Here is a 23,752-nt window from a genome sequence, read left to right as displayed (position 1 = left end):
TGTGGAGAAGAAGTCTCATGTTCCTTGCTAGCGCCCTGGCTTGTCCTGGACGAATGTTGCGCGTGCTGATCGCCGCTGTTGCGCTGGCGCCGGTTTCAATCACCGCACACGCGCAAGCCCAGTCAGAGGCCGTCACTATCTCTCCGGCGGCCCGTCTGGGGCTCGGCATCGAAACAGTGGAGGCCAGATCCGCCATCACGGCCGACGGCGTGGTCCTGACAGGGGAGATCGTTGTGCCGCCGCAATCGCGGCGTGCTGTTGTCGCGCCGGCGACAATGATTGTCGCCGAGACATTGGTCTTGCCTGGGCAAAGGATGTCGACTGACGATCCTGTTCAGGTCCTCTACAGCCCGGTTCTGGAGGGGCTTCGCGCGCAGCTGGACGTTCTCGGACTGGAAGCAGAACATGCGCAGGAGCTGGCGCAGCGCGCTGAAGCGCTGCTCGAAGCAGGCCTGACCACAGGCGAGGACCTGCATGAGCGCCGTCTGACGGCGACTGCGACCCGTCTGGAACTGGCTGCAATGCGCGCCCGCTTTGGCGCTTTCGAGTCGGGCTCCGAGGCGGGGCAATTTCTGGTGCGTGCGCCTGCCGATGGAGTGCTGGCCGAGATCAATACGGAGCCCGGTTTTCGCCTTGAAGAAGGCGCCGTCATTTTCGCGATCAATACCGAAGATACGGTGTGGGCGCGGCTTCATGTGCCTGCCCGTTTGTCTGATGGTTTGTCGGTGGGGTCTGAAATCCGGGTTCCCGGCGTATCAGGGACCGGCCAGATCATGGCGATCGACAGCATGATCGACCCCGCCCGCCGGGCTGTGACCGTGCATGTGGCCTTGCCCGATGGCGTCAGCGAGCGCCCCGGATCTCTGATTGACGTCCTGTTTCCTGTGACAGGGGAGCGCCAGGGGCTGAGCCTGCCTGCCCGAGCCATCGTCAGGCTGGCAGGCGAAGACCATGTGTTTATTGACCGTGGCGAAACTTTCCAGGCAGTCGCCGTTCGCGTTCTGACCAGAACGCGCGACGCTGTGACGGTTGAACAGGGCACGGTGACTGAAGGCGATCAGGTCGCCGTTTCGGGGCTGGCGGCGCTCAAGAACCAGCTTGAAGGCGGCTAGACATGTTGAACCGTTTGATCGCCTTCGCCCTGAGCCAGCGCCTTTTCATTCTGGGTGCAGCCTTCGCGCTCGCCATCGCAGGCGCCATTGCCGGCCTGCGCTTGCCGATTGATGCCTTCCCTGAAATCGCTCCGACCCAGGTCAAGATTATCCTCAAGGCGCCCGGCATGACGCCGGAAGAGGTCGAGGCCCGGGTGGTCACGCCCCTGGAAATGGAATTGCTCGGCATTCCCAATCAGACCGTGATGCGCGCCAAGGCGAAATACGCCATTGCCGACATCACGATTGATTTTGAAGACGGGACGGACGTCTATTGGGCGCGTCAGCAGGTTTCCGAACGCCTGGCCTCTGTGCGGGCCAGCATGCCCGACACTGTGGAGGGCGGGCTGGCGCCGATCTCAACGGCCCTGTCCGAGCTGTACATGTTCACCCTGGAGGGTGGGGGGCTGTCTCTGGAAGAGCGACGCTCCATCCTGGACTGGGTGATCCGGCCCAGCCTGCGCACCCTGCCTGGCGTTGCAGATGTCAATGCGCTGGGCGGACGGGTGCGGACCTTCGAAATTGTGCCCGATGAAGCCGCCATGGCTGCGGCAGGGGTCAGCGTCTCCCAACTGCGCGATGTCCTGCAAGCGAATAACCGCAATGACGGCGCAGGGCGCATCAATGACGGCGAGGAAGCGCTGGTCGTAAGAAGCCTGGGCGCCACGGAAAGCCTTGAAGACATCGCCGCGCTTGTTGTGCGCAGCGATGTCGAGGCGCCCGTCAGGGTGAGCGATATTGCGGATGTGCGTATCGGTTCGCTGACGCGCTATGGGTCAGTGACCAAGGATGGGGAAGGCGAGGCTGTTCAGGGCATCGTCGTGGCGCTGCGCGGCGCAGATGCGCGCGCCGTGGTGAGCCGCGTTCAAGAACGTCTGGCCGATCTTGAACACAGTTTCCCGGATGGATTGCGTATTGTTCCGTTCTATGACCGCTCGGATCTGATTGAACGGGCGGTGGGCACGGTCTCTGAAGCCCTGCTGATCGCCAGTGCATTGGTTGTGGCCATTCTGGTGCTGTTCCTGGGTAATCTGCGCGCTGCGCTGGTCGTGACGCTGATCTTGCCCTTTTCGGCGCTGATGACGTTTCTGCTGATGCAGATGGTGGGCCTCTCCGCCAATTTGATGAGCCTTGGAGGTCTCGCCATCGCCATCGGCATGATCGTGGACGGCGCGATCGTGGTGACGGAGAACACCGTCGAACGTCTCAATGAGCGACCGTCGGAAAACCGACTGCATACCGTCTATCGCGCTGCAAGCGAGGTGGCGACGCCTACGGCCGCAGGCACGTTGATTATTTGCCTGGTCTTTATTCCGTTGATCACGTTGCAGGGCCTGGAGGGCAAGCTGTTCTCCCCGGTTGCGCTGACCATCGTGTTCGCGCTGGGCGGCGCCATGCTATTGGCGATGACGCTCATCCCGGTGCTCGCCGCTTTCACGCTCAAGGCGGGACGCGGAAATGAAGCGTTCATCATGCGCGTCTTGGGACCGGCCTTTGAATGGTCGCTGGGACGCGCTCTGAAAGCCCCGATCATCATTTATGTGATCACGGCGCTGGGCGTCGGGCTCGCTGCGATCAGCTATCTCAGCGCCGGCAAGATCTTCATGCCCACCATGAATGAAGGCGCTGTCGTGATGCAGCTCGCCAGCCTGCCGTCCATCAATCTCGATCAGAGCCAAGCGGATGATTTGCGCATTGAAGCGGCCTTGATCGAGCGCGTGCCGGAAGTGCGTCATGTCATCGCTCGCGTCGGGTCGGATGAGCTTGGCCTTGATCCCATGAGCCTGAACGAAAGCGACGCCTTTCTGCAGCTGGCCCCGCGTGAAGACTGGCGCGGACCGGATACGGACTGGCTGGTCGGGGAAATGAGGGCGGTCCTGGAAGATTTTCCGGGCGTTGAATCCTCCTTTACCCAACCGATCGAGATGCGGGTGTCCGAGATGCTCACCGGCTCTCGCGGGGATCTGGCGATCAAGATTTTTGGCCCGGACGCGGATACTCTGGCCCGGATCGCCGGGGAGATAGAAACCGCAGTGGCGGAAGTCGAAGGCGCCGCTGATGTCTTCACCACCTCCAATGATCTGGCTGAATATCTGCAGGTCTCGATCGATCCTGAGCGGATCGGGCGCTACGGCTTCGACGTCATCAGCACGCAGAATGAGCTGCGCAGTCGTCTGGAAGGCCTGGGCGCAGGCGAGGTCATCGAGCCGGGGCGCCGGACGCCGATCATGATACGCTCCGACGGGCGCTATCGTGACACGCCCTGGGGGTTCGAGGATTTGCGCATCGCTGCGCCAGATGGCGGAGAGGTGCGGCTGAGCGATATCGCCCGTGTTGAACGGGCCGAGGGGCTGGCTGTCGTCGATCGAGAGAACGGATCACGCTACGCCGTAGTGCAAGCATTTGTGTCGGGCCGGGACCTTGTGGGCTTTGTCGAGGATGCGCAGACGGCGGTCCAGGGGCTGGGCCCGTTGCCGGCAGGCTATCGGATTGAATGGGGTGGTGAGTTCGAGAACCAGCGTCGGGCGGCGGCGCGCCTGAGCCTGATGGTGCCCGTCGCGCTGATGCTGATCTTCATCGTCCTCTTCGCCACACTGCGCTCGGTGCGTCAAGCGCTGCTCATCCTGGCCAATATCCCCTTCGCGCTGGTGGGCGGGGTGATCGCGTTGCGACTATCGGGGGAATACCTCTCGGTTCCCGCTTCTGTCGGCTTCATCGCGCTTTTGGGCATTGCGGTCTTGAATGGCTTGGTGCTGATCACCCATTTCAACGATCTGCGCGCCCAGGGCCAATCTGTCGAAGATATCGTCCTGAAAGGGACACGCCGACGCCTGCGCCCTGTTTTGATGACAGCGACAACCGCCGCTTTCGGCTTGGCGCCTTTGTTGTTCGCCTCCGGTCCCGGGGCGGAGATCCAGCGCCCTCTGGCGGTGGTTGTGATTGGGGGGCTCGTGTCCTCCACACTTCTGACCCTTTACCTCCTGCCTCTTCTCTATCGCCGCTTCGGCGTTGAGACCGGGTTGGACACTGAACGTACGGAGGTCGCCCGATGGGTCCGTCCCAATGTAAGCTGAGCCTTGTCTGTCCACGCGACATCAAAACAGCCCTGGCTGACATCCTGGATGATCTGCCCGACGCCATCCCCGGCTACACCATGCTGCCCTGCGAAGGGCGGGGCGCTGACATGCATCTCGCCACAGCAGGAGAACGCGTGCGAGGCGCGATGCAGGCCGTGCAGTTCGTGATGATCCTGCCGCGCGGAGATGTTGCGACCATTCTCGATACAGTCGCTGCGCGCTGTCCGCGCCGACAAATCGCGTACTGGATAGAACCTGTTGAAGAGTTTGGACGACTGATATGAGCTATGTCTTTCCCGCCCTGTTGCTCGTCGGTGCATTGTTCCTGTCGCCGCCGGCTCAGGCCCAGTCTGCAGAAGAGCAGGTGCGCGCTGCATTGGAGGCGACGCCTTCGGTGGCGGTCGCTCGAGCAGAGCGAGAGATCGCGCTGGCTCGGGCCGAACAGCGCGATATCGGCGAGTATGAGACCAGTCTCGATGCAGGATTCGCCCGGCGTCTGGCCGAATCCTCTTCTGACACCAGTGAGTGGCAGGTGGGCGTGACGCGCAGTTTTCGTTGGCCACAGAAACGCCGCCTGGACAATGAGCTGGCCCGGACGGAAATGGCTATGGCGGACGCTTCATATGCTGCAGCCTGGCAGGCCGAAGCGCTTGAGTGGGGCAGCCTCTGGGTCCAATGGGATCAGGCGCGTGCCCTGGAAGCGATCATGGGCAGCCGGCTCGAGGATGCCCGCGCGCGCCGCGACGCAGAAGCGATTAGGGTCGATCAAAACCGGGGGCGGGATGTCGACCTTGATCGATTGGAACGCGATCTGTCCTTAGCCGCCGCAGCTCTGCAGGGCGCGCAAACGGACCGAGAACTCACCCGCTTGGCGCTTGAGGCGCGGTTCCCGGGCACAGCGCGTCCTGAGCTGGCGCAAGGGCTGCTCTCTGAAACATGCAGACTTTCACAAGACACCGAAGACGCTCTGTCAGGCATGTTGTCGGCAAACCCGCAATTGCATGTCGCGCGTCTGGAGCTGAACCATGCCGAGTTGATGCGTCAACGCGCTGAATATGATCGGCGAGCGGACCTTCAATTGGGCCTTCAGGTGTTCAGTGAACAAGATGGTCGTGAGACCGGAGTGGGTGTTGGAGTGTCCTTGCCTATTACAGGCGGACTGAGAGCAGCGCGTCTTACTGAAGCGGCCAGCGCCCAAGGTGGGCGGGTCGCAAGCCTCGCTGCGGCAGAGGCGACTATCCGTCGTCAGGCCCTGGCGCTGATTGCCCGAACTATACGCAGTGAGCGCCAGGTGGAGCAGACGCGGGAGGCTGTCACCGCGGCGGAACGGGTGCTGACTCGGCTGGAACGCGGGCGGGATCTGGAAGCGGTGACGGTGCTCGATATCCTGGAGGCGCGTAGGGCGCTGTGGGGCGCCCGTGAAGCTGAAATCGCTGCAAGTTCGGACAGGCTCAAAACTCAACTGCAGACCGCCATTCGCTTAGGATGCGTTCTAGGTGTCGATGGCTGAAGCATCACTGGAGATGTCAGACTAAAACCTCTCGAGTGGCTCTGCCTAGCTCCATAGCGTTTTTGGGTGAGTAATCCCTTCCGCCGCTTCAAGGCTTCGCCTGAGATCATCCGCATGGTGGTCATGATCTATGTCTGCCTCCCGCTGTCGCTGCGCAATGCGGGGGACCTGCTCCATGAGCGCGGCATCGACATTGGCCACGAGACGGTGCGGTTTTGGTGGAATCGGTTCGGGCCCCTCATGGCCGCGAGATCTGCAAACGGCGGTCCTAGCAGTTCCGCCAGGTGACCCAGCGGCGCTGGCAAATTGAGGCGGTGCGTCCGGATTTTCGAGACTGGTCCGCGTTAGTCTGACAGCACCGCCATTCCTTTTTCATGGCTGGTCGCGCAGGCGAACGAAGGTCATGCGCGCTGTGACCAGGGCGCAATCGCCCTCGGCGGTGCGGATTTCCCCCTCTACGACCGCCTGGCGGTCCGTGCGCTTCGCCACACGGGCTTCGCAGATAAGCGCAGCCTGACCCGGGACCGGGGCGCGATACACCAGCTCGGCCTTGCCGGTCACCCAGCGGCCCTCTGCCGTGGCGTTGGCTGCGAGACCGCACGCCTGGTCGAGCATGGCTGCGCTTTCTCCGCCATGCACAACGCCGGCGAGATTGCATCGGCTCGCAGCAGGGGCGAGGTCGAGCACGGCGCGGTCTTCTTCCAGAATGGCGATCCGGGCCTGCAGTTTCGCCCAGAAGGTGTCGCGGCTGACAGCCCCGTCGAGCTCGGTGCGCATCGCGGCCAGGCGGATGTCCAGGCTCATGACGTCTCCGAAAACTGCCGTACAAGATCGGTTCGCATCAGCTTGCCCAGTCCATTGCGGGGGAGTGCGTCGAGCACATGGATGCGCTTGGGTGTCTTGACCGGGCCCAGTCGTTCACGCACGGCGGCGCGCAGGGCGTCGACATCGACGCGACCTGCCGCAGGCGCGGTCACGGCGGCCTCGACCCGCTCGCCCCAGTCGAGGTCTTGAGCGCCGAAGACGCACGCTTCGCCGACCGCGCCGGTCGCCAGAAGCGCGGCTTCGACCTCTGAAGGAAAGACATTGAACCCGCCTGAGATGATAAGCTCGCTTGCCCGGCCTGTTATAAAGAGCCGGCCTTGTTCATCCATCCGTCCGAGATCGCCGGTGTGAAGCCGTCCGTCCCGGATTGTTTCGGCGGTTTTTTCCGGATCTCCGAGATAGCCGTCCATGACCAGTGGACCGGCCAGGGTGATTTCTCCGGTTTCTCCGGGGGCGAGCGTTTCGCCGCCGGGACCCAGGATCGCCACCTGGCTGAGCGGCGCCGGACGCCCGACGCTGGTCTGCAGCTCGGGATCTGAAAGTTCGGTCTCGCTGATCGTCGTAATGGTCATTGGAGCTTCAGTCTGTCCGTACAGTCCGGCGATGCGCGGGCCCAGCGTTTCCTGCGCACGGATGAGGGCCGGGACAGGAAAGGGAGCCGCGCCATAGATCAGTCGGCGCAGTGCATGAAGCTGCGTTCCGCTTTCCGCCAGCGCGGCGGCGAGGCGCTGGATGGCTGTGGGCGCCGTGAAACCGGTGGTCACGCCTTCTTTGGCCATGATCCGGGCGAGCGCGGCCGGAGATGCGCGATCAACCAGCACCAGGCGCGCGCCGGCGGCGAGGGCGGGCAGGATGAAGTGCGAAGAGCCATGGGTGAGCGGCGCGCTGGCCAGGACAACGTCATCAGAGGCGAGCGGGAACCGGTCAGCCATGTTGATTCGGTTGGCCATGACCGAGCGACACGACTGGACGACGGCTTTGGGACGGCCGGTCGAGCCGCCCGTGAACTTGATCGCCATGGTTTGCGCGCCGCTGGCGTACAGCGCGTCGAAGCGCGCCGTGTCCGCGCCCAGTGCGTCAAGCGCCAGCGCGTTCTCTGCGCCCGCCGCTCCAAGAAGGCGCGCACCGGCCGGGTCGGCGCAGACAAGGTCAGGGCGCGCGAGCGACAGGGCGTGCGCCGTGGGTTCAGGCCCGTTCGACAGCCCAAGAGGGACCCAGATGCGGCCCGCGATCTGCACGCCGAGCCAGACGCAGAGATGGTTGATCGAATTGCCTGCCGCGATGGCGACGCGGCCGCCTCTGGGCGTGCGCCGGTCGATAATGGCTGCAGCGGAACGCGCCGCATTCAACAGGTCCCCGGCGGTGATCTCGGAGATTTTGCGCGCCTCAGCATCATAGCAGACTGCGGCGATGCGGGTGGGATCGCGGCCGAGCCGGTCGATGGCGTCGGCGGCGGGAGCGGAATTGAGGTCCAGACTCATCGCGTCAGCACCGTTACGAGCGTTGCGGCCTCCTCGACGCCGAGAAAGCCCCCGCCATTCTCGGCGACGGCGACGCGTGCGCCTTCGACCTGAAGGGCGCCGGCCTCCCCGCGCAATTGCTCGACAAGCTCGCAGATCTGGACCACGCCTGTGGCGCCGACCGGATGGCCTTTGGCGACGAGGCCGCCGGAAACGTTGACGGGGATCCGTCCGTTGTATGCGGTGGCGCCGGAAGCGGTGAACGCCCCGCCTTCACCGCGCGGACACAGCCCCAGATTCTCAATCTGAAGAAGTTCGGCGAAGCTTGTGGCGTCGTGCACTTCGGCGAGATCGATCTCTTCTGGTCCAATGCCCGCCGCCTCATAGGCCTTGAGCGCGGCGCGGCGGCCCAGATGATTGTCGTAATCCTCCAGCGTCCGGTCCGAAGCGCTGGTCCAGCCCGTCCCGGCCAGTGTGACGCCGCGTCGGCCGGCTTCACGCGCCGGGCGCAGGACAAGCGCCGCTGCGCCATCAGAGATGGGCGCGCACATCAGCCGGGTCAGTGGCCAGACAACCGGTTTGTCGGCCAGCACCTGGGCGGGGCTGGTCTCGCCCCCATACTGGGCGCGCGGATTGCGCACGGCGTTGGTGTGGTTTTTCGCGGCGGCGTAAGCGATTTGCTCAGGCGTTGTGCCGAAGCGTTCCATGTGGAGCCGCGCCAGCCCGGCGTAAATATCCATGAAGAAACTGCGCCGGGGCGCGGGCGTGTAGCGTTCGGGCAGGAGCGCAGCGCCGCAAGCCGCCATGCGTGCGGCGGTCTCCTCAATGCGCTCCACATCGGTTCCGCCGCGGAACGCCTTCATCACCAGCTCGTCGCGGTCGCGATAGACCATCTTCTCGGCGCCCACGACCAGAACGGTCTGTGCGCGTCCGGCCCGGATCATGTCCGCGCCCATCGCCACGGCCGAGGAGCCCGAGGCGCATGCGTTCTCTACATTGACGATCGGGATCGTATCGAGCCCGAGCGGGGCGAGCGCGATTTGTCCGCGAACAGCGTTCTGTCCCTCAAGGATGGGCTGTCGCGTGTTTGAGAACAGCGCCGCCTCGATCTGGCCCGTCGCGACCCCCGCATCGGTCAGCGCCGCCGTGACCGCTTCGCGCACCAGGTCCTTGATTGACCGGGCTTCATGTTTGCCAAGCGCCGTCATGCCCACGCCCGCCACTGCGATCTTCATGTCGTCTCCCGATCTGGTTAAGCGCGCGGAGCCACCCTTGCGCTAGTAACTTTGATAACGATACTCTATTGGCTTACAAGTGCAAACGCCGTGACTTGCGGCGCGCTCAGCCTGACCGGAGAGACCTTAAATGACCGCACCCGCCACTCAGACGCGCTCAGATCGCCGCAAGGTCCTCGAAGCCGCTCTGGAGGCCGTCCGGCTTCGAGACCAGTTCAGCCCCTTCAAGGAAAGCCCGTCGAAAAAGTTACACGGCGAGGCGGCGCCGCGACTTGGCGAGGAGCGGTTTCAGGCGCGGCTGGGGAAACCCTTTGAACTGGACCAGCCTGGCGAGATCGGCCGGGTAGGCGAGGCGGAGATATCGCCCTACACGCGCAAGCCTCTGGGCATTGACTATCCGCGTTGCGATCCTGACCCGCTGATCAAGGCGGCGCGCGCCGCGATGGGGAGCTGGGCCGCAACGAGCCCGGATACACGTGTGGACGTGCTGATTGAAATGCTGTTCGAGCTAGAGAAGGACACGTTCGAGACCGCACACGCCACCATGCACACAGCCGGGCAGGGGTTTGTCATGGCGTTCTCCGGGTCGGGCGCCAACGCGCTGGACCGCGGGCTCGAGGCGCTGGTCTATGGCTATAAGGCCCAGATGGACGTGCCCGATACGGCGCGCTGGACCAAGCGCTTTCTTGATCCGGAGCCGGTCACGCTGGACAAACGGTATCACCGGGTCCCGCTTGGCCCCGCCGCCATCGTGTGCTGCGCGACCTTTCCGTTGTGGAACGCCTACCCGGCTCTGACGGCCAATTTGATGACCGGCAACGCGGCGATCCTCAAACCTCACCCCAGCTCCATCCTGCCCACTGCAATGGCGGTCGCGACTTGCCGCCGGGTGCTGGAGCGCGCAGGTTTTGATCCCAATCTTGTCCTGCTCGCCACGGACAGCCCGGATCATCCGGTGACCAAGGAGCTGATCTCACATCCCGATTGCCGGATCATCGACTATACCGGCTCTCAGCGCTTCGGGACCTGGATCGAACAGAACGCCGGGGACCGTCTGGTCTTCACCGAGACGGCAGGCTGCAATTCCGTGGTGTTTCACTCCGCGCAGGATTTTGAAAAGGCTGCAGGCGCGGTGGTGCGCGCCATGAGTTCGTTCTCAAGTCAGATGTGCACCGCCCCGCAGAACTATTTCATACCCCGCTCCGGCGTGCGGTCGGGCGACCGGATCATCGCCTATGAGGAGGCGGTTCAGATCCTTGTCTCCGCCATTGACCGGATCGCCGGCGACAACGCCACCGGTTCAGCTGTGTGCGCCACGGTTCAGGCTGAAAGCACGCTTGGCAATGTCGAGGAGATGACCGCACGCGGTGAACGCGAGGGGCGGATTTTGCGCCACGCCTCACCGGTCGCCAATCCCGATTACCCTGATGCGCGCACGTGCAGCCCGGTCCTGATCGAAAGCGAGCCTGACAACGAGGATTTCTACGGGGAGGAGCGTTTTGGCCCGATCGGTTTCGTCATCCCGGTCGAGACCGCCGAGGAGGGTGTGGAACGCGCCACTCGCCAGGCCCGGAGCCGCGGCGCGATCTCTTCGTATCTTTACTCGACCGATGAGGACTTCATCGAGAAGGCTCTGCCCGCTTACATCGCGGCCGGCGCCTCGGTCAGCGTGAACATAGACGGCGGCATGCCGGTCAATTTCATGGCGGCCTATTCAGACTATCACGTCACCGGACTGAACCCGGCCGGCAACGCCAGCCTGACCGATCTCGCCTTCGTCGCGCCGCGTTTCCGGGTGGTGCAAACGCGCCGAAAGGCCGGGTGAATCGACCACCCAAGTCAGTATCACTATAAAAGTCGCCTTGAGTCAGTTCGTTTATTGAAGTTATCATCCTCCCTGCATGTCCGCCGGACAAAGAAAAACAGGCGGGTCAGCAGGGGAGGAAACACAATGGCTCATCGCAGCAACGCCTTAATGGGCGCGTCCGCGCTCGTTCTCTCGCTTTTGGCCGGAGAGGTCGCTCTGGCCCAGGTCGAAAGCTCAGACATCATCACCATTACGGCCCAGCGTCGGGCCCAATCCATTCAGGACGTGCCGATTGCGGTCAGCGCGTTCGACGAAGAGGCGCTGCGCGGCAGCGCGATCGAGGGGATCGGGGGCATAGCCGATCGTACGCCCGGCTTCACCATGAGCGAATTCAATATCGGCGAGCCCCAGCTTTATATCCGCGGCGTGGGCTCGACGTCGGACAGCGCTGCGGGCGACCCTTCTGTCGCGGTCTCCATCGATGAAGTCTATATCGGACGCGCCGGCGGCGGGGCGATCAGCTTCTTTGATCTTGAGCGCGTCGAGGTTCTGCGCGGACCGCAGGGCACGCTCTATGGTCGGAATGCAGCGGGCGGTGCGGTGAACATCATCACCGCCAAGCCCGACGGCGACGATCCTTTCACCGAAGTGACCGTCGGATATGGCGAGTACGAGGACATCCAGCTCACAGGTGTGGCCAATGGCGCAATCGGTGAGGGCGTGGCGGGACGTATCGCGCTGCTCTACCACGACCATGCCGGCTATGCAGAGAACGCAGTGACCGGCCAGGACCTGCAAGGCGCCAGGACGATCGGTGGACGTGGCGCGATCAGTTTCGAGAATGGTCCGGTGAGCGGATTGTTCCAGATCGACGTCTCTCGCGACGAGACGGATGGTCAGGCGCGCATTCCGGTCGCCGGTCCAAACACCGCTCCGCCGCTTGTGGCCCTGATCGGCGCCTTGCGCAGCGGTCTGGACGAACGCGAGAGCTTCTCCAGTCCAAACACGTTCCAGGAGCGCAACACTTACGGCGCCCAGGCCCGGTTCGATGTCGAACGTGACGCGTTCACGTTCACCTCTCTGTCGAGCTGGCGGGCGACAGATTTCTCCTGGTTTGACGATCTCGGCGGTCTGCCCACGCCGCCTTATGTTCTGCTGGTCGAAGACCGGGCCGACGAGGATTCAGACCAGTTCACTCAGGAGTTCCGCTTTACGTCGAATAACGATTCCGGCGTGTCATGGGTGGCGGGACTGTTCCTCTTCCACGAGGACGTGAACCGCTCCGAGAACTTCGTGGTGGACGCTCTGCCGCCCTTCCCGTCTTTTGTCGGCGGAGACGTGACGTTCACCCAGAACGCAACCAATCAGAGTGTCGCAGGTTTCGCCCAGATGACCTGGCCCGTAACCGAAACCGTCAATCTGACGGGCGGTGTGCGCTTGACCTGGGATTCCAAGGAAATCCTTGCGCGGGGAATCGATAATGACACGCCAGGCGGCCCCTTTCCGGGCATTCCACTCGGCCCGCCCCCGCTCGGGGTGGCCTTTCCGGGCGGCGTGACCGGCGAAGAGAGCTGGACCGAGCCGACCTGGCGTCTTGCTGCGGATTGGCGTCCGAATGACAACATCCTCGCCTATGCCAGCTATGACCGGGGTTATAAGTCAGGCCTGTATCCCAGCCAGGCTCAGAACGCGGTCCAGGCAAGCACGCCGCTCGATCCGGAGATTCTCGATAATTTCGAGATCGGGTTGAAGACCAACTGGAACAATGGCCGGTTCATCCTGAACGGCTCCGCCTTCTTCACCGATTACCAGGACCTTCAGGTCTACGAGCTGCTTGGCTTGGCGCTGGTGACCTCGAACGCAGACGCCGAGATTTTCGGTGTCGAGATCGAGACCCAGGCGCGCCTGACCGATAACTTCATGGTCGGGGGCACCTATGCCTATCTGGATGCGGAGTATGTGTCCGACGCCCAGTCCGCAATCGGCGTTCTGCCCTATAACGGCAATCAGCTCACCCGGGCGCCGGAGAACAAGTACACCGTGTTCGCTCAGCTCGATGCGCCGATCGGACCCGGCTATGCGCGACTGCGCACGGACTATCAGCATACGGGCGAGTACTTCTTCGATCCGTCGAACAATCCCGAAGTGCTGGTGGATTCTTACTCGACCGTTGACGCGCGGCTGTCCTGGCAGCCCAATGACGAGCGATGGGAAGTCGCCCTTTGGGCGAAGAATCTCGGCGACGAGACCTACCCGCTTCATATCATCAAGAACAACGGGATCGGCTTTAATGTGTTCGCGCCGCCGCGCACATGGGGCGCGAGCTTGCGTGTTCGCTTCGGCGGCTGACCCGCGGAGCGTGTAGGGATGAGGCGGGCGCGAATCAGAAATGGTTCGCGCCCGTTTCGTTTGGACTAGCCGCTTGCCGCCCGGGTACGGTCTGCATGCGTGCGCGCGGGGGCGGCTCTGACCCTGCGGGGATCGATCACCTCGCCGGTGACCGCATCGGTCAGGCGAGGCAGGACCGGCGCTCCGCTCACGCGGTCGACCAGAATCACCGGCGCTGTTTCTTCAGGGCATAGCCAGCGCTGGCCCCAGGCGAAGAAAGCTAGCACGAGCGGGTACAGCGCCAGGCCGCGTTCGGTCAGCACATACTCAAAGCGCTCGGGCCGGGTGCGATAGCGTCGCTTTTCCAAAATGCCGTGGCCAACCATGGCGTTTAATCTGTCCGCCAGAACGCTGGTGGATATGTCCAGATTGGAGAGGAACTCGTCATAGCGCCGGATACGGTAGAAAGCCGCAGCGAGGACCAGATTGGTCCAATAATCCCCGAACAATTCTACACCAAGCTCGATCGGCCCGGACGCGCCGCGCTGGGCGGGCTGGACGCGGCGGCGGCGCATCGTCTTCATGCGGGGGGCGAAATCAGGGTTCGGTCCGGGCGTGGGCATGACGTCATGAGGCGAAAGCGCCCGGGTCGGGTCGGCGCCGGACATGATGGGACGCACTTCGTCTTCGCTGGAGCGGCGCACGAAACGGACTGCGCGCGCTGGATCGGCGCGCGGTGACCAGTCCTGTTCCCACAACGTCAGCATGACCGCGACGCCGAACAGGTCTCGGCCCATTTCCGTGAGTAGATATTCGTAACGCTCCGGCCGGGTCTGATAGAGCCTGGCTTCGAGAAGTCCGGCCTCCGTCATGGTCTTCAGACGGCGCGCCAGCACCGAGCGGGCGATGGTGAGGCGCGAGAGCCAGTCTTCGAACTGGCGCGCGCCGCGAAACGCCTCTCGCAGGATCAGCATGGTCCAGGCTTCCCCGACCACGTCGATGGCGTGCGAGACCGGATTGTTCTGGATCATCCTTTTCAGTGTCACTGGCATGGTTGGGAATAGACCCGATCATGCCAGAGCCCACAAGTGGCGCTCTACGCCTCTTGTCAGCAAGGGTCTCGGTCTATAGGGTGAGTTTCACTAACAAAGTGACACACGGTTTGGCCCGTTTGGGACCGGATGCGGAGAGGACGATGACGCGGCTATCTGAAACGCTCACGCGCAATCTGCGCCTGCCTGCGGTGTGCGCGCCGATGTTCCTGATTTCCGGGCCGGCGCTTGTGATCAACGCCTGCAGGGCCGGGATGATCGGCGCCTTTCCCGGTCCAAATTGCCGCACCATCGAGGATCTCGACGCCTGGATGAGCGAAATTTCAGGTGCGCTTGGCCCGGACGATGCGCCCTGGGCGTTCAACATGATCACCCATTCGAGCTATCCGCGCTTCGAGGCGGAGCTGGAGCTCGTGAAAACCTATCGCCCGCCGCTCGTGATCACCGCGCTGGGCGGGCCTCAGCGCGTGGTCGAGGCTGTCCACGGGTATGGCGGCACGGTGTTCGCTGACGTCAACTCGGTCGCGTTCGCCCGCAAGGCCGCGCTGGCGGGCGCGGACGGGCTTGTCCTCGTCTCGTCCGGTGCTGGCGGCCATACCGGATTTCTCGCAGCCAACGCATTTGTGGAAGCGGTGCGCGGATTTTTCGAGGGCCCGATCGCGGTCGGCGGGGCGATCTCAACCGGCCGCGGCGTCGCTTCGGTCGAGGCGCTGGGCGCTGATCTCGCTTATATGGGCACGGCTTTTATTCCCGCTGAAGAGAGCCTGGCGGCTGAGGCGTACAAGGCGATGGTGGTCGCTGCGGACGCGACCGACCTGGTGGTCTCCGATTGCATGACGGGCGTGCCGGCCAGCTGGCTGAAAGAGAGCCTGCGCAGCGCCGGGCTCGATCCGGACGACCTGCCCAAGAAAGGCCGCGTCCAGTTCGATGACCCCTCCAAAATCCTGAAGGGCTGGAAGGATGTGTGGTCCGCCGGCCAGGGAGTTGGCGCGGTCAACGCGATCGAGCCGGTCAAAGACATTATCGCGCGCCTCGTACACGAATACGCCGCCGACGTTCCTGCGTTTGGTGGTTTGCTTCAAGACAGGAGACAAGCTCATGAACGCCCCAAGCCGTAAAGATTTTCCGCGCCTCGAGCGTGACGCTCCGGCCTGGCTGGTCGATGTGGACAATCCCTATTTGCGGGGGCTGTACGCGCCTGTGAAGAGCGAAACCACGGCTGAAGACCTGGATGTGATCGGCGAAATACCGGCTGATCTGTGCGGCGCCTATATGCGCAACGGCCCCAACCAGGCTTACCCTCCGGCGTCCAAGCATCACTGGTTTGACGGCGATGGCATGGTGCACACCGTCGCTTTCAAGGACGGCAAGGCGAGCTATCGGTCGCGCTATGTGCAAACCGATCATTTCAAGCTGAACGCAGAGGCCGGGCGCGAGCAATGGCCCGGTTACATGGGCCACCCTGATCCGAACGCGCCTCCCGGCGCGGGCTCTGACGGTTGGCTGAAGGACAGCTCAAACACCGATCTCATCGTTCATAATGGCGAGGTGCTCGCGCTTTGGTATCAGGCGGGGGTTCCGGTGCGTATCGATCCGGCCACCGGCGAGACGCTTGGACCGCAGACCTTCGGCGGTCAGCTCCAGCGTCAGGTTTCGGCGCACGCCAAGACCGACCCGGAAACGGGTGAGATGTTCTTCTTCGACTACAACACCAAGCCGCCTTACATGACCTATCACGTGGTCAGCCCGGACGGGCGGATGAGCACGGTGGAAATCGACGTGCCGGGCCCGCGCCTGCCCCACGACATGGCGCTGTCGAAGAATTACGCCATCTTGCACGACCTGCCGCTGTTCTGGGACCCTGAACTTCTCAAGACCCGCGGGCTGCACAAGGTGACGTTCTACGAGGACATTCCTTCGCGCTTCGCGGTGATCCCGCGCTATGGCTCGGCTGAGGATGTTCGCTGGTTCGAGGCTGAACCGGGATACATCTATCACGTCACCAACGCCTATGAGGACGGCGACTGGCTGATCATGGAGGGGTGCCGGGTCACCGATCCGTGTCCGGACAGTCAGCCCGGCCGCGGCCAGTATGCGCGGATGATGGCCTTCTTGCTGCTCAAGGCGCGTTTCCATCGCTGGAAGTTCAATCTGAAGACCGGCGAGACCAAGGAAGAATGGCTCGACGACCGCAATGCGGAATTTCCGACCATCAATATGGACGTTCAGGGCGTGCCCTCGCGGTATTCCTACCATGTCTCGATCCCGACGGATCGCGAGACCATGGTGTTTGACGGCCTGATCAAATACGACACCCGCACCGGGCGATCGCAGAGCCTGCGCTTTGAAGACGGCTGGTACGGTTCGGAGAGTCCCTTCGCTCCACGCCTGAACGGAACGGGCGAGGAAGATGACGGCTATCTCGTCAGCTTCGTGTCAAACGAAGCCGAGGGCCGCTCGGAAATCCATGTCATCGACGCCGCCGATATCGAGGCCGGCCCCATCGCGCGGGTCAAACTGCCTGTGCGCGTGCCGGCGGGCTTTCACTCCACCTGGGTGCCGGGATCGGAGATGGGCTGGGTCTGACAACCCGCCAAGACGGCCGCGCGGCTGGCGAGAGACCAAAAAAGACCGCGCGTGCTTTTGTGTGAACAGGGGAGGAGACGACAGCGATGAAACTCGCGTCGGCCAAGAAGATCGCCGCCTATACCCGGAAGGGATGGTGGGGGCGGGAGACGTTCTACGACCTTTTTACGCGGGTGGCGAAGGCGCGTCCCGGCGCCCCGGCGACCGTGGATCCGCCTGATCGCGAGACCTTTCTCGGCGATAGCCCCAAACGGTTTGATTGGCGGCAGCTGTCCGACCTGACCGAACGCTACGCTGCTGTCTTCACGCAGGCGGGGCTGCGGCGTTCCGACGTCGTGGTCATGCAATGCCCTAACATTGTCGAGGCGGTCGCAGTGTATCTCGCTGCGGCGAAAATCGGCGTCGTCGTCTCGCCGCTGCCGGTGCAATACGCGGGCTATGAGCTGGGATACGTGATCAAGGCGGTCAATCCCAAGGCCGTGATCGCCGCGAGCCGGTTCAAGGACCGCCATCTCGCCAAAGCTTGCCGTGACGTTGCAGGCGCCGGCGTGATCGTGTTCGCCATCGGGCCGGATGCAGGGGTGGACGGTCTTGTGGACCTGAACGCCGAAGCTGCGTCCGTCTCTCTGCGAAAGGGGCCGCTGGGCGTGTTCGGCGCCGCCTCAAAGCAAGAGGGAGAGGCCAACGACGCCTTCACCATCGCCTGGACTTCAGGCACGACCGGAACGCCCAAGGGCGTGCCGCGGTCTCATAACCACTGGCTCGCCATTGCGCCGGCGACCTTTGACGCGATGGCGGTGCAGCCGGGCGAGCGTTTGCTCAACCCGTTCCCGCTGACCAATATGGCCGCTATTGGGGGCATGTTCGCCAGCTGGCTTCTGAGCGGGGGCGTGCTGGTGCTTCACCACCCTTTCGAGCTGCCCGTGTTTTTAGGCCAGCTTGCCGAGGAGGAGATCACCGCCACCATTGCGCCCCCGGCCGTGCTGACCCTCCTGCTCAAGCAAGGCGATCTCTTGGACCAGTTTGACCTGTCCAAGCTGCGCGTGATCGGGTCGGGTTCGGCTCCGCTATCGGAGTTTATGGTTGCGGGCTGGAAAGATCGCGGTGTGGAGATCGTCAACCTGTTCGGTTCGAACGAGGGCGTGTCGCTGGCGTCAGGCCCCCGGGAGGCTCCAGAGCCGGCCAAACGGGCCAGCTGGTTCCCGCGCTTCGGCCATCCCGGCGCTGATTTCTCGAACCGCATGCATGAGCGTTTGCAGACCAAGCTGGTCTCTCTGGAGACAGGCAAACCGGTCGATCAGCCCGGCGAGGAGGGCGAGTTGCTGGTCAAAGGGCCGGCGGTGTTTGAGGGCTATTACGGCGATACGGGTGAGGCGCGCGACGAGGTCTTTGATTCCGAGGGCTATTTCCGTACCGGAGACTTGTTCATGATCGCACCGGAAGACGAGAATTTTCTGGTCTTCAAAGGTCGCGCCAAGGACATCATCATCCGGGGCGGGGTCAACGTATCAGCCGCCGAACTCGACACCTTGCTCGACGGCCATCCCAAGATCGTCGAGGCCGCGGTGTTCGGCATGCCTGACGAAGTCATGGGCGAGCGCATCTGGGTGGCGGTGGTCGTCAAGGATGGTGAGACAGCAAGCCTTGAAGAGGTGATCGACTGGCTCACCGCCAAGGACATCGCCAAATACAAGCTTCCCGAGAAACTCGTGCTCGTCGAGGCTCTGCCGCGCAACGCCATGAACAAGGTTCTGCGCTGGAAACTCCGGGAGATGGCGGAGGCGGAACCCGCATGAGCGTCTATATTCTCGGCGGCGCGCAGAGCGATTTTGCGAAGAACTGGACCCGCGACAACAAGGGCCTGTTCGAGCTGATGAGCGAGACCACTTTGCGTGCGCTCGATGAGGCTCGTCTCGACGCTGAAGCGGTCGAGGTCATTCATATCGGCAATTTCGCTGCGGAGCTGTTCTGCGGGCAGGGGCTGCTGGGCGGAATGGCGGCTCATATCCATCCGGCCTTCTCCGGCCTGCCGACCAGCCGGCACGAAGCAGCCTGCGCGTCGGGATCCATGGCGATCTTCGCCGCCAGCGCCGATATCGAGGCGGGGCGGTACGGCCTGGCCGCGGTGATTGGTGTTGAACTGATGCGCAATGTGCCAGGCCAGGTCGCGGCGGAGAATCTGGGCGCGGCGGCCTGGGCCGGGCGCGAAGCCCAGGGCGCGCGCTATCTATGGCCGTCCATGTTCTCTGACCTCGCCGAAGAATACGACCGGCGCTACGGGCTCGACCCTGCACATCTCGCCGAGATCTCGCGGATCAATTTCGACAACGCCAGGAAGAACCCCAACGCCCAGACTCGAGACTGGACCTTCGGGCCGGACAGCTTCTCCCAGGATGATGAGGCCAATCCCGTCATCGAAGGCCGCATGCGCAAATCTGACTGTGGCCAGGTTACCGACGGGGCGGCGGTGATCTTTCTCGCCTCCGAAGACGTCGCGCGCGAGTATGCGTCTGTACGGGGGCTCTCGCTTGAGGACCTGCCGCGGATCAGGGGCTGGGGACACACCACCGCGCCGCTTCTTTTAGCGTCCAAACTCGAAGAGAGCGCCGGGGGAGAAGGCTATATGTTCCCCTGGGTCAGGAAGGCGATCGCCGACGCCTACGGGCGGGCGGGCTTGTCTGGCCCGTCCGAGCTTGACGCCGTCGAGACCCATGACTGTTTTTCGGTCACCGAATACATGGCGATCGAGCATTTCGGATTGGCCGCGCCCGGCGAGGCCTGGAAAGCGATCGAAGACGGCGCCGTCGCACACGGCGGGACGCTGCCTTTCAATCCCTCCGGCGGGCTGATCGGACTCGGTCATCCGGTCGGGGCGACCGGCGTGCGCATGGCGTTGGATGCGGCGCTTCAGACGCGCGGCGCTGCCGGGGGCATGCAGGTGGACGGCGCGCGCACGGTGGCGACCTTCAATGTCGGCGGTTCGACCACCGCAAGCGCCTGTCTCATCATCGGAACTTAACGGAGCGCCAAGCTTGGACATCTATCTTTACGACGCAGTGCGTACGCCGCGTGGCAAGGCGAAGAGCTCAGGAGCCCTGGCCAGCCACACGCCCCATGCGCTTGTGGGAAAACTGATCGACGCTCTTGGCGCTCGCAACGGGCGTGATGAAGTTGCGCGCGCGGCCTCGCTCATACTTGGAAGCGTCGGACAGGTCGGCGCCCAGGGCGGCCACCTCGCTCTCGTTTCCCGCTTGCACGCCGATTTGCCGGCCAGCATGCGCGCTCTGACAATCAACAATTTCTGCGTCTCTGGTCTGACTGCGATACGGATCGCGGCCGACGAGGCGCGGAGTGCGGGCGATGACCGGCTGCGCCTTGCCGGCGGGGTCGAGATGATGAGCCGGGTGCCGTTTATGGGCGATCAGGCTTTTTACTACGCCGATCCCGAGACTGCGCGCGCTCTGCGCTATGTCCCCGTGGCGCTCTCGGCCGATCTGATGGCGACGCGGGAAGGCTTTCAGAAGGCCGATCTCGACACAGTCACGGCCCGTTCTCATCAGCGCGCCGCCGCCGCGTTCGAGCGCGGCCGACTCGAAGAGATTGTGCCCGTGGCAAGTGCAGAAGTCGTGCTTGATCATGACGAGCCGGTGCGACCGGACACGACTGTTGAAACGCTCGCGAAGATGGAGCCAGCCTTCACAGGTCTTGGCGCGACAGGCTTTGACGCCCTGATGCTGGAGAACCGGCCTGAAGTGTCGGAGATCCGCCATGTCCACTCGGCCGCCAACTGTCCGCCGCCCTGCGACGGCGCGGCGCTCGCACTGATAGGGTCGAAGGCGGCCGGAGAGGCTGCGGGTCTGAAGCCCAAGGCGCGTATTCTTGCGATCAGCGAGGTGACCGGTGATCCAGTGCTGCAACTGACGTCAGGTTTTGACGCCATGGACGCTTTGCTCAGCCAGTCCGGTCTGTCGCTCTCTGATTTCGACCGGATCGAGTTCATGGAGGCGTTCGCCGCCCCGCCGCTCAAATTCGAACGCGATTACGCGCCTGACATGGATCGGGTCAATCCGGAGGGCGGACATCTGGCCATGGGCCATCCCATGGGCGCGTCCGGAGCGATTCTCGCTGCAACCGCGCTCTCTGGACTCGCTCGTCAGGATGGCGCGCTGGGTCTGGTCGTCACCCATGGAGGGTCCGGCGTCGGCGCGGCGATGGCGATAGAACGGCTTTAGTCGTCTGGTTCGTATCCAGTCATTTCCAGATAGCCGCGGCCGCCATGACTGCCCCGGATCGTCACCGGTCCTTCCCAATAGGGAAACTGGGTCGGCATCCAGCTCGATGGATTGACGGCTGTGACCTCCACATCCAGTGCGCGTGACGGCAGCTGCACGCGCCAGCGCACGGGTATGTCGCGTCCGCGAATGCGCGCCGTTTCAAGTGCGGTGAGGGTCAGGGCGCCGTCCTCGAACGCGGTGAGCGCGCCGTCGGGCGAAATCCAGCTGGCCGAGGTGTAGACGGCGCCATCAGATTGACGCAACTGGAAGCCCATGAGCTTCTCACCCGTGTCCAGGTGCAGAGAGACCCAGTCCCAGCCTGTCTGGGTTTCGGCCAGGGGCTGGGACGCGTATTCGCGGTCCAGCCAGGCCTGACCGGTGACTGTGACCTCGCCTTGCGGCAGCTGCAGCGTTCCACGGACGTCGTAAAAGGGCTGGGAGTAATAGTAACTCGCCTGACCACTGGCGGATTTGACCGAAAAGCCCGCCTCGCCGTGAAACACAAGCGGGCCATTTGCATCCAGCTCCAGCGCATAGGCGAAGTCCTCGCCGCGTGCGCTCAGATCGAGCGCAGACAGCACATCCGCTCCGGGCGCCAGCCGGTCAGGGGCGCTTTGCATGGCCCACTCATCGATATGGGCGTGGAAAGGGGCGCTCTCGACTCCGGCGACGCCCAAGCCGCCGCGCGCCAGGCGTTCGGCATGGTGATGTGCGTCAGGAGTAGTGATGGCGGCATGGCCCATCCACAGCTGTGGCGACTCCCAGCCTTCGCCTTCAAGCGGCGAGAGCGCGGTGCGAAACAGCGTCCATTGCGCGCCGTATTGCGTGCCGTCCTCGTCTTCGAGCACGGCTGTCAGATACCACCACTCGATCCGGTAGTCGGGGTGCGGTCCGTGATCGGCTGGAAAGTCAAACGCTCGGCCGGGTTCCGGCGCTGCGAACGCGTCTGAGGCGGCGCCAAGACCGGCGAAGCCCTGGCCGGACGCGATGCTGGCCAGCGTGGCTGTCAGGGCGGCGATGACTGTCAGGGCGGTGGCGAGCGGGCGCATCATGGCTCAGCGCTCCTGGGTGAAGGTTTGCAAGAAAGCGCGTGGCGACTGCGTCGCCAGCGCGCGCGCGGGCCAGGCGGCGGCCAGAAGGGCGGCCAGCGCCGCCAGACCCGCCAGCCGCAGCCAATCGCCCGCGAACAGATGCATGGGAAGCCGCCATCCGAACGCTTCCACATTCACCACCGCCAACAGCGCCCAGGCCAGCACCAGCCCGGTGGGCAGGGCGACCAGGAAGGTCAGCAGCGCCAGCACCAGCGCCCGCAACAGCTCAAGCTGGGCGAGCCGGGTGCGCGTCAGGCCCAACGCCCAGATCGGGGCCAGCTGGGGCAGGCGCATGGCGGCCAGCGTGGTCAGGCTGGCGAACATGGCGAACGCGGCGACCGACAGCGTCAAAACATTGAGCGCGGCTGTGATGGCGAAGGTGCGCTCGAACACCGACAATGAGAAGCGTTTCACGCTCGCCTGGTCGATGACGCCATTGGCGGGCAGGTCAAACCTGGCCAAGAGATCCTCGCGCAGCGCACTGGCCTGATCGGGGGCGATCCGGACGCCGTAACGCAGGCGCGAAACCGTATCGCCATAGCGCGCCGTCAACCGGTCCAGAGCGATGATCGCCTGCGCGTTGGGATTGCCGTAATCGGTATACACGCCTACCAGCGGCAGAGCCGGTCCGGCGCCAACGCGCATTGGCTCTCCCAAATCAAGGCCCGACCGGCGCCAGCTTTGCTCGTTGAGCAGCACGCCTTCGCCGGCCATGATCGCGTCCCAGGCGCCCGGTGCTGACAGCAAGAGCGGCCAGTGATCCCGATACGTGGCGTGATCGACCACGCCGAACACTTCGCCGGGCTGGTTCTCTATGGCGGCGTCGGCGCTCCAGATTGGCAGCACCGCATCGCTGCGCGTCTCCAGAAACGCGCGAACCGCCTCGGACTGGGCGTCGTCGCGTGTGGTGACATAGAGCTCGGCCGCCAGGCGCTGGTCGAGCCAGCCCTCGAACGTCAGGCGAAAGCTCGACACCATCGTGCCGACGCCGATATTCGCCGCCAGCGCCAGCATGAGCGCCATCAACGCCATCGAAAGTCCCGGCAGTTGCTGGCGAGTGTCGGCGATGAACCACTCCGCCACAGGGCCGTGGACCAGCCGCTGGGCGCCGCTGAGCGCCAGCGCCAGGGCGGGAGGCAGCAAGAGCGCCGCTCCGAACAGCAAGCCGGCCATCAATGCGAACCCCGCCACCACCCCCGACGCGAGGGTCGGCAGGATCGCGGCCGCGATGAAACATGCCCCCGCGCCCAGAGCCTGGACCTGATAGGACCGGGCGGAGGCGAGCGCCCAGGCGCGCGGTTGTCCGGACGCCAGCAAGGGCAGGCGCGCGGCTTTGACAAGCGATTGCGCCGTCGC

At 63.9% G+C, this 23,752-nt stretch carries 17 protein-coding genes and 1 pseudogene; 12 read left to right on the top strand and 6 right to left on the bottom strand.

Annotation, left to right across the window (positions count from 1 at the left end):
• Positions 1 to 17 precede the first annotated feature (17 nt).
• The 5 genes and pseudogenes from B3M53_RS09725 to B3M53_RS14700 form a co-directional block, all read left to right on the top strand.
• A complete protein-coding gene (locus B3M53_RS09725) occupies positions 18 to 1,112 on the top strand; it encodes an efflux RND transporter periplasmic adaptor subunit (protein ID WP_286800253.1) in 1,095 nt (364 codons plus the stop codon).
• A gap of 2 nt (positions 1,113 to 1,114) precedes the next feature.
• Positions 1,115 to 4,225, top strand: a complete 3,111-nt coding sequence (locus B3M53_RS09720) for an efflux RND transporter permease subunit (RefSeq protein WP_286800252.1) — start codon at positions 1,115 to 1,117, stop codon at positions 4,223 to 4,225.
• A complete protein-coding gene (locus tag B3M53_RS09715) occupies positions 4,201 to 4,512 on the top strand; it encodes a DUF3240 family protein (RefSeq protein WP_286800250.1) in 312 nt (103 codons plus the stop codon). The genes B3M53_RS09720 and B3M53_RS09715 overlap by 25 nt, the downstream gene beginning before the upstream one ends.
• Complete coding sequence (locus B3M53_RS09710; RefSeq protein ID WP_273020309.1) at positions 4,509 to 5,738, top strand: TolC family protein; 1,230 nt, start codon at positions 4,509 to 4,511, stop codon at positions 5,736 to 5,738. Before B3M53_RS09715 ends, B3M53_RS09710 begins: the two co-directional genes overlap by 4 nt.
• A 114-nt stretch (positions 5,739 to 5,852) precedes the next feature.
• Positions 5,853 to 5,987: pseudogene (locus B3M53_RS14700) on the top strand (IS6 family transposase); the annotation flags it as partial.
• A 123-nt stretch (positions 5,988 to 6,110) separates the two neighbouring features.
• Here B3M53_RS14700 and B3M53_RS09705 read toward each other — a convergent pair.
• The 3 genes from B3M53_RS09705 to B3M53_RS09695 are packed head-to-tail and all read right to left on the bottom strand — an operon-like array spanning position 6,111 to position 9,258.
• Positions 6,111 to 6,542: a PaaI family thioesterase gene (locus B3M53_RS09705; protein WP_273020310.1), complete on the bottom strand. Its 432-nt coding sequence runs from the start codon at positions 6,540 to 6,542 to the stop codon at positions 6,111 to 6,113.
• Complete coding sequence (locus B3M53_RS09700) at positions 6,539 to 8,044, bottom strand: class I adenylate-forming enzyme family protein (RefSeq protein ID WP_273020311.1); 1,506 nt, start codon at positions 8,042 to 8,044, stop codon at positions 6,539 to 6,541. The genes B3M53_RS09705 and B3M53_RS09700 overlap by 4 nt, the downstream gene beginning before the upstream one ends.
• Positions 8,041 to 9,258, bottom strand: a complete 1,218-nt coding sequence (locus tag B3M53_RS09695) for a thiolase family protein (RefSeq protein WP_160093031.1) — start codon at positions 9,256 to 9,258, stop codon at positions 8,041 to 8,043. The genes B3M53_RS09700 and B3M53_RS09695 overlap by 4 nt, the downstream gene beginning before the upstream one ends.
• A gap of 130 nt (positions 9,259 to 9,388) precedes the next feature.
• Between B3M53_RS09695 and B3M53_RS09690 the strand changes: the two genes are divergently transcribed.
• Both B3M53_RS09690 and B3M53_RS09685 read left to right on the top strand, forming a co-directional pair.
• Positions 9,389 to 11,083: an aldehyde dehydrogenase family protein gene (locus B3M53_RS09690; protein ID WP_273020312.1), complete on the top strand. Its 1,695-nt coding sequence runs from the start codon at positions 9,389 to 9,391 to the stop codon at positions 11,081 to 11,083.
• Between the two features lie 126 nt (positions 11,084 to 11,209).
• Positions 11,210 to 13,414, top strand: coding sequence for a TonB-dependent receptor (locus B3M53_RS09685; RefSeq protein ID WP_084683436.1), 2,205 nt, complete (start codon positions 11,210 to 11,212; stop codon positions 13,412 to 13,414).
• A 65-nt stretch (positions 13,415 to 13,479) separates the two neighbouring features.
• Here B3M53_RS09685 and B3M53_RS09680 read toward each other — a convergent pair whose 3' ends face one another.
• A complete protein-coding gene (locus B3M53_RS09680) occupies positions 13,480 to 14,424 on the bottom strand; it encodes a winged helix-turn-helix transcriptional regulator (protein WP_273020313.1) in 945 nt (314 codons plus the stop codon).
• Between the two features lie 164 nt (positions 14,425 to 14,588).
• Between B3M53_RS09680 and B3M53_RS09675 the strand changes: the two genes are divergently transcribed.
• The 5 genes from B3M53_RS09675 to B3M53_RS09655 all read left to right on the top strand — a co-directional run bounded on the left by B3M53_RS09675 (position 14,589) and on the right by B3M53_RS09655 (position 21,263).
• Entirely contained in the window at positions 14,589 to 15,563 is a 975-nt protein-coding gene (locus B3M53_RS09675) for an NAD(P)H-dependent flavin oxidoreductase (protein ID WP_160093036.1), read from the top strand.
• The gene (locus B3M53_RS09670; RefSeq protein ID WP_022701024.1) at positions 15,544 to 17,031 is read left to right on the top strand and encodes a carotenoid oxygenase family protein; all 1,488 of its coding nucleotides are present in this window, start codon (positions 15,544 to 15,546) and stop codon (positions 17,029 to 17,031) included. The genes B3M53_RS09675 and B3M53_RS09670 overlap by 20 nt, the downstream gene beginning before the upstream one ends.
• An 86-nt stretch (positions 17,032 to 17,117) precedes the next feature.
• On the top strand, positions 17,118 to 18,827 hold the full coding sequence (locus B3M53_RS09665) for a class I adenylate-forming enzyme family protein (RefSeq protein ID WP_273020314.1): 1,710 nt from the start codon (positions 17,118 to 17,120) through the stop codon (positions 18,825 to 18,827).
• Positions 18,824 to 20,050 (top strand): acetyl-CoA acetyltransferase, encoded by a 1,227-nt coding sequence (locus B3M53_RS09660; RefSeq protein WP_273020315.1) that lies wholly within the window; start codon positions 18,824 to 18,826, stop codon positions 20,048 to 20,050. Before B3M53_RS09665 ends, B3M53_RS09660 begins: the two co-directional genes overlap by 4 nt.
• Positions 20,001 to 21,263, top strand: a complete 1,263-nt coding sequence (locus tag B3M53_RS09655) for an acetyl-CoA C-acyltransferase (protein WP_084683437.1) — start codon at positions 20,001 to 20,003, stop codon at positions 21,261 to 21,263. Before B3M53_RS09660 ends, B3M53_RS09655 begins: the two co-directional genes overlap by 50 nt.
• Here the strand turns inward: B3M53_RS09655 and B3M53_RS09650 are convergent.
• A complete protein-coding gene (locus B3M53_RS09650; RefSeq protein WP_349678837.1) occupies positions 21,260 to 22,354 on the bottom strand; it encodes a lipocalin-like domain-containing protein in 1,095 nt (364 codons plus the stop codon). The two genes, B3M53_RS09655 and B3M53_RS09650, sit on opposite strands and share 4 nt — an antisense overlap.
• A 6-nt stretch (positions 22,355 to 22,360) precedes the next feature.
• A partial coding sequence (locus tag B3M53_RS09645) for an FtsX-like permease family protein (protein ID WP_286800247.1) occupies positions 22,361 to 23,752 on the bottom strand: 1,392 nt, incomplete at its 5' end.

The sequence above is a fragment of the Oceanicaulis sp. UBA2681 genome, from assembly GCF_002354675.1.
Lineage (GTDB): Bacteria > Pseudomonadota > Alphaproteobacteria > Caulobacterales > Maricaulaceae > Oceanicaulis > Oceanicaulis alexandrii.
The sequence above is the reverse complement of the archived record's forward strand: the minus strand, read 5'-3'. Positions and strand labels throughout refer to the sequence as shown.

Excerpts from the sequence above, each read along its gene's own strand:
- B3M53_RS09715 (WP_286800250.1), top strand. The coding sequence starts at position 4,201 with ATGGGTCCGTCCCAATGTAAGCTGAGCCTTGTCTGTCCACGCGACATC.
- B3M53_RS09680 (WP_273020313.1), bottom strand. The coding sequence starts at position 14,424 with ATGATCCAGAACAATCCGGTCTCGCACGCCATCGACGTGGTCGGGGAA.
- B3M53_RS09705 (WP_273020310.1), bottom strand. The coding sequence starts at position 6,542 with ATGAGCCTGGACATCCGCCTGGCCGCGATGCGCACCGAGCTCGACGGG.
- B3M53_RS09700 (WP_273020311.1), bottom strand. The coding sequence starts at position 8,044 with ATGAGTCTGGACCTCAATTCCGCTCCCGCCGCCGACGCCATCGACCGG.
- B3M53_RS09670 (WP_022701024.1), top strand. The coding sequence starts at position 15,544 with ATGAACGCCCCAAGCCGTAAAGATTTTCCGCGCCTCGAGCGTGACGCT.
- B3M53_RS09665 (WP_273020314.1), top strand. The coding sequence starts at position 17,118 with ATGAAACTCGCGTCGGCCAAGAAGATCGCCGCCTATACCCGGAAGGGA.
- B3M53_RS09655 (WP_084683437.1), top strand. The coding sequence starts at position 20,001 with ATGTCGGCGGTTCGACCACCGCAAGCGCCTGTCTCATCATCGGAACTT.
- B3M53_RS09725 (WP_286800253.1), top strand. The coding sequence starts at position 18 with ATGTTCCTTGCTAGCGCCCTGGCTTGTCCTGGACGAATGTTGCGCGTG.
- B3M53_RS09695 (WP_160093031.1), bottom strand. The coding sequence starts at position 9,258 with ATGAAGATCGCAGTGGCGGGCGTGGGCATGACGGCGCTTGGCAAACAT.
- B3M53_RS09690 (WP_273020312.1), top strand. The coding sequence starts at position 9,389 with ATGACCGCACCCGCCACTCAGACGCGCTCAGATCGCCGCAAGGTCCTC.
- B3M53_RS09710 (WP_273020309.1), top strand. The coding sequence starts at position 4,509 with ATGAGCTATGTCTTTCCCGCCCTGTTGCTCGTCGGTGCATTGTTCCTG.
- B3M53_RS09650 (WP_349678837.1), bottom strand. The coding sequence starts at position 22,354 with ATGCGCCCGCTCGCCACCGCCCTGACAGTCATCGCCGCCCTGACAGCC.
- B3M53_RS09720 (WP_286800252.1), top strand. The coding sequence starts at position 1,115 with ATGTTGAACCGTTTGATCGCCTTCGCCCTGAGCCAGCGCCTTTTCATT.
- B3M53_RS09675 (WP_160093036.1), top strand. The coding sequence starts at position 14,589 with ATGACGCGGCTATCTGAAACGCTCACGCGCAATCTGCGCCTGCCTGCG.
- B3M53_RS09685 (WP_084683436.1), top strand. The coding sequence starts at position 11,210 with ATGGCTCATCGCAGCAACGCCTTAATGGGCGCGTCCGCGCTCGTTCTC.
- B3M53_RS09660 (WP_273020315.1), top strand. The coding sequence starts at position 18,824 with ATGAGCGTCTATATTCTCGGCGGCGCGCAGAGCGATTTTGCGAAGAAC.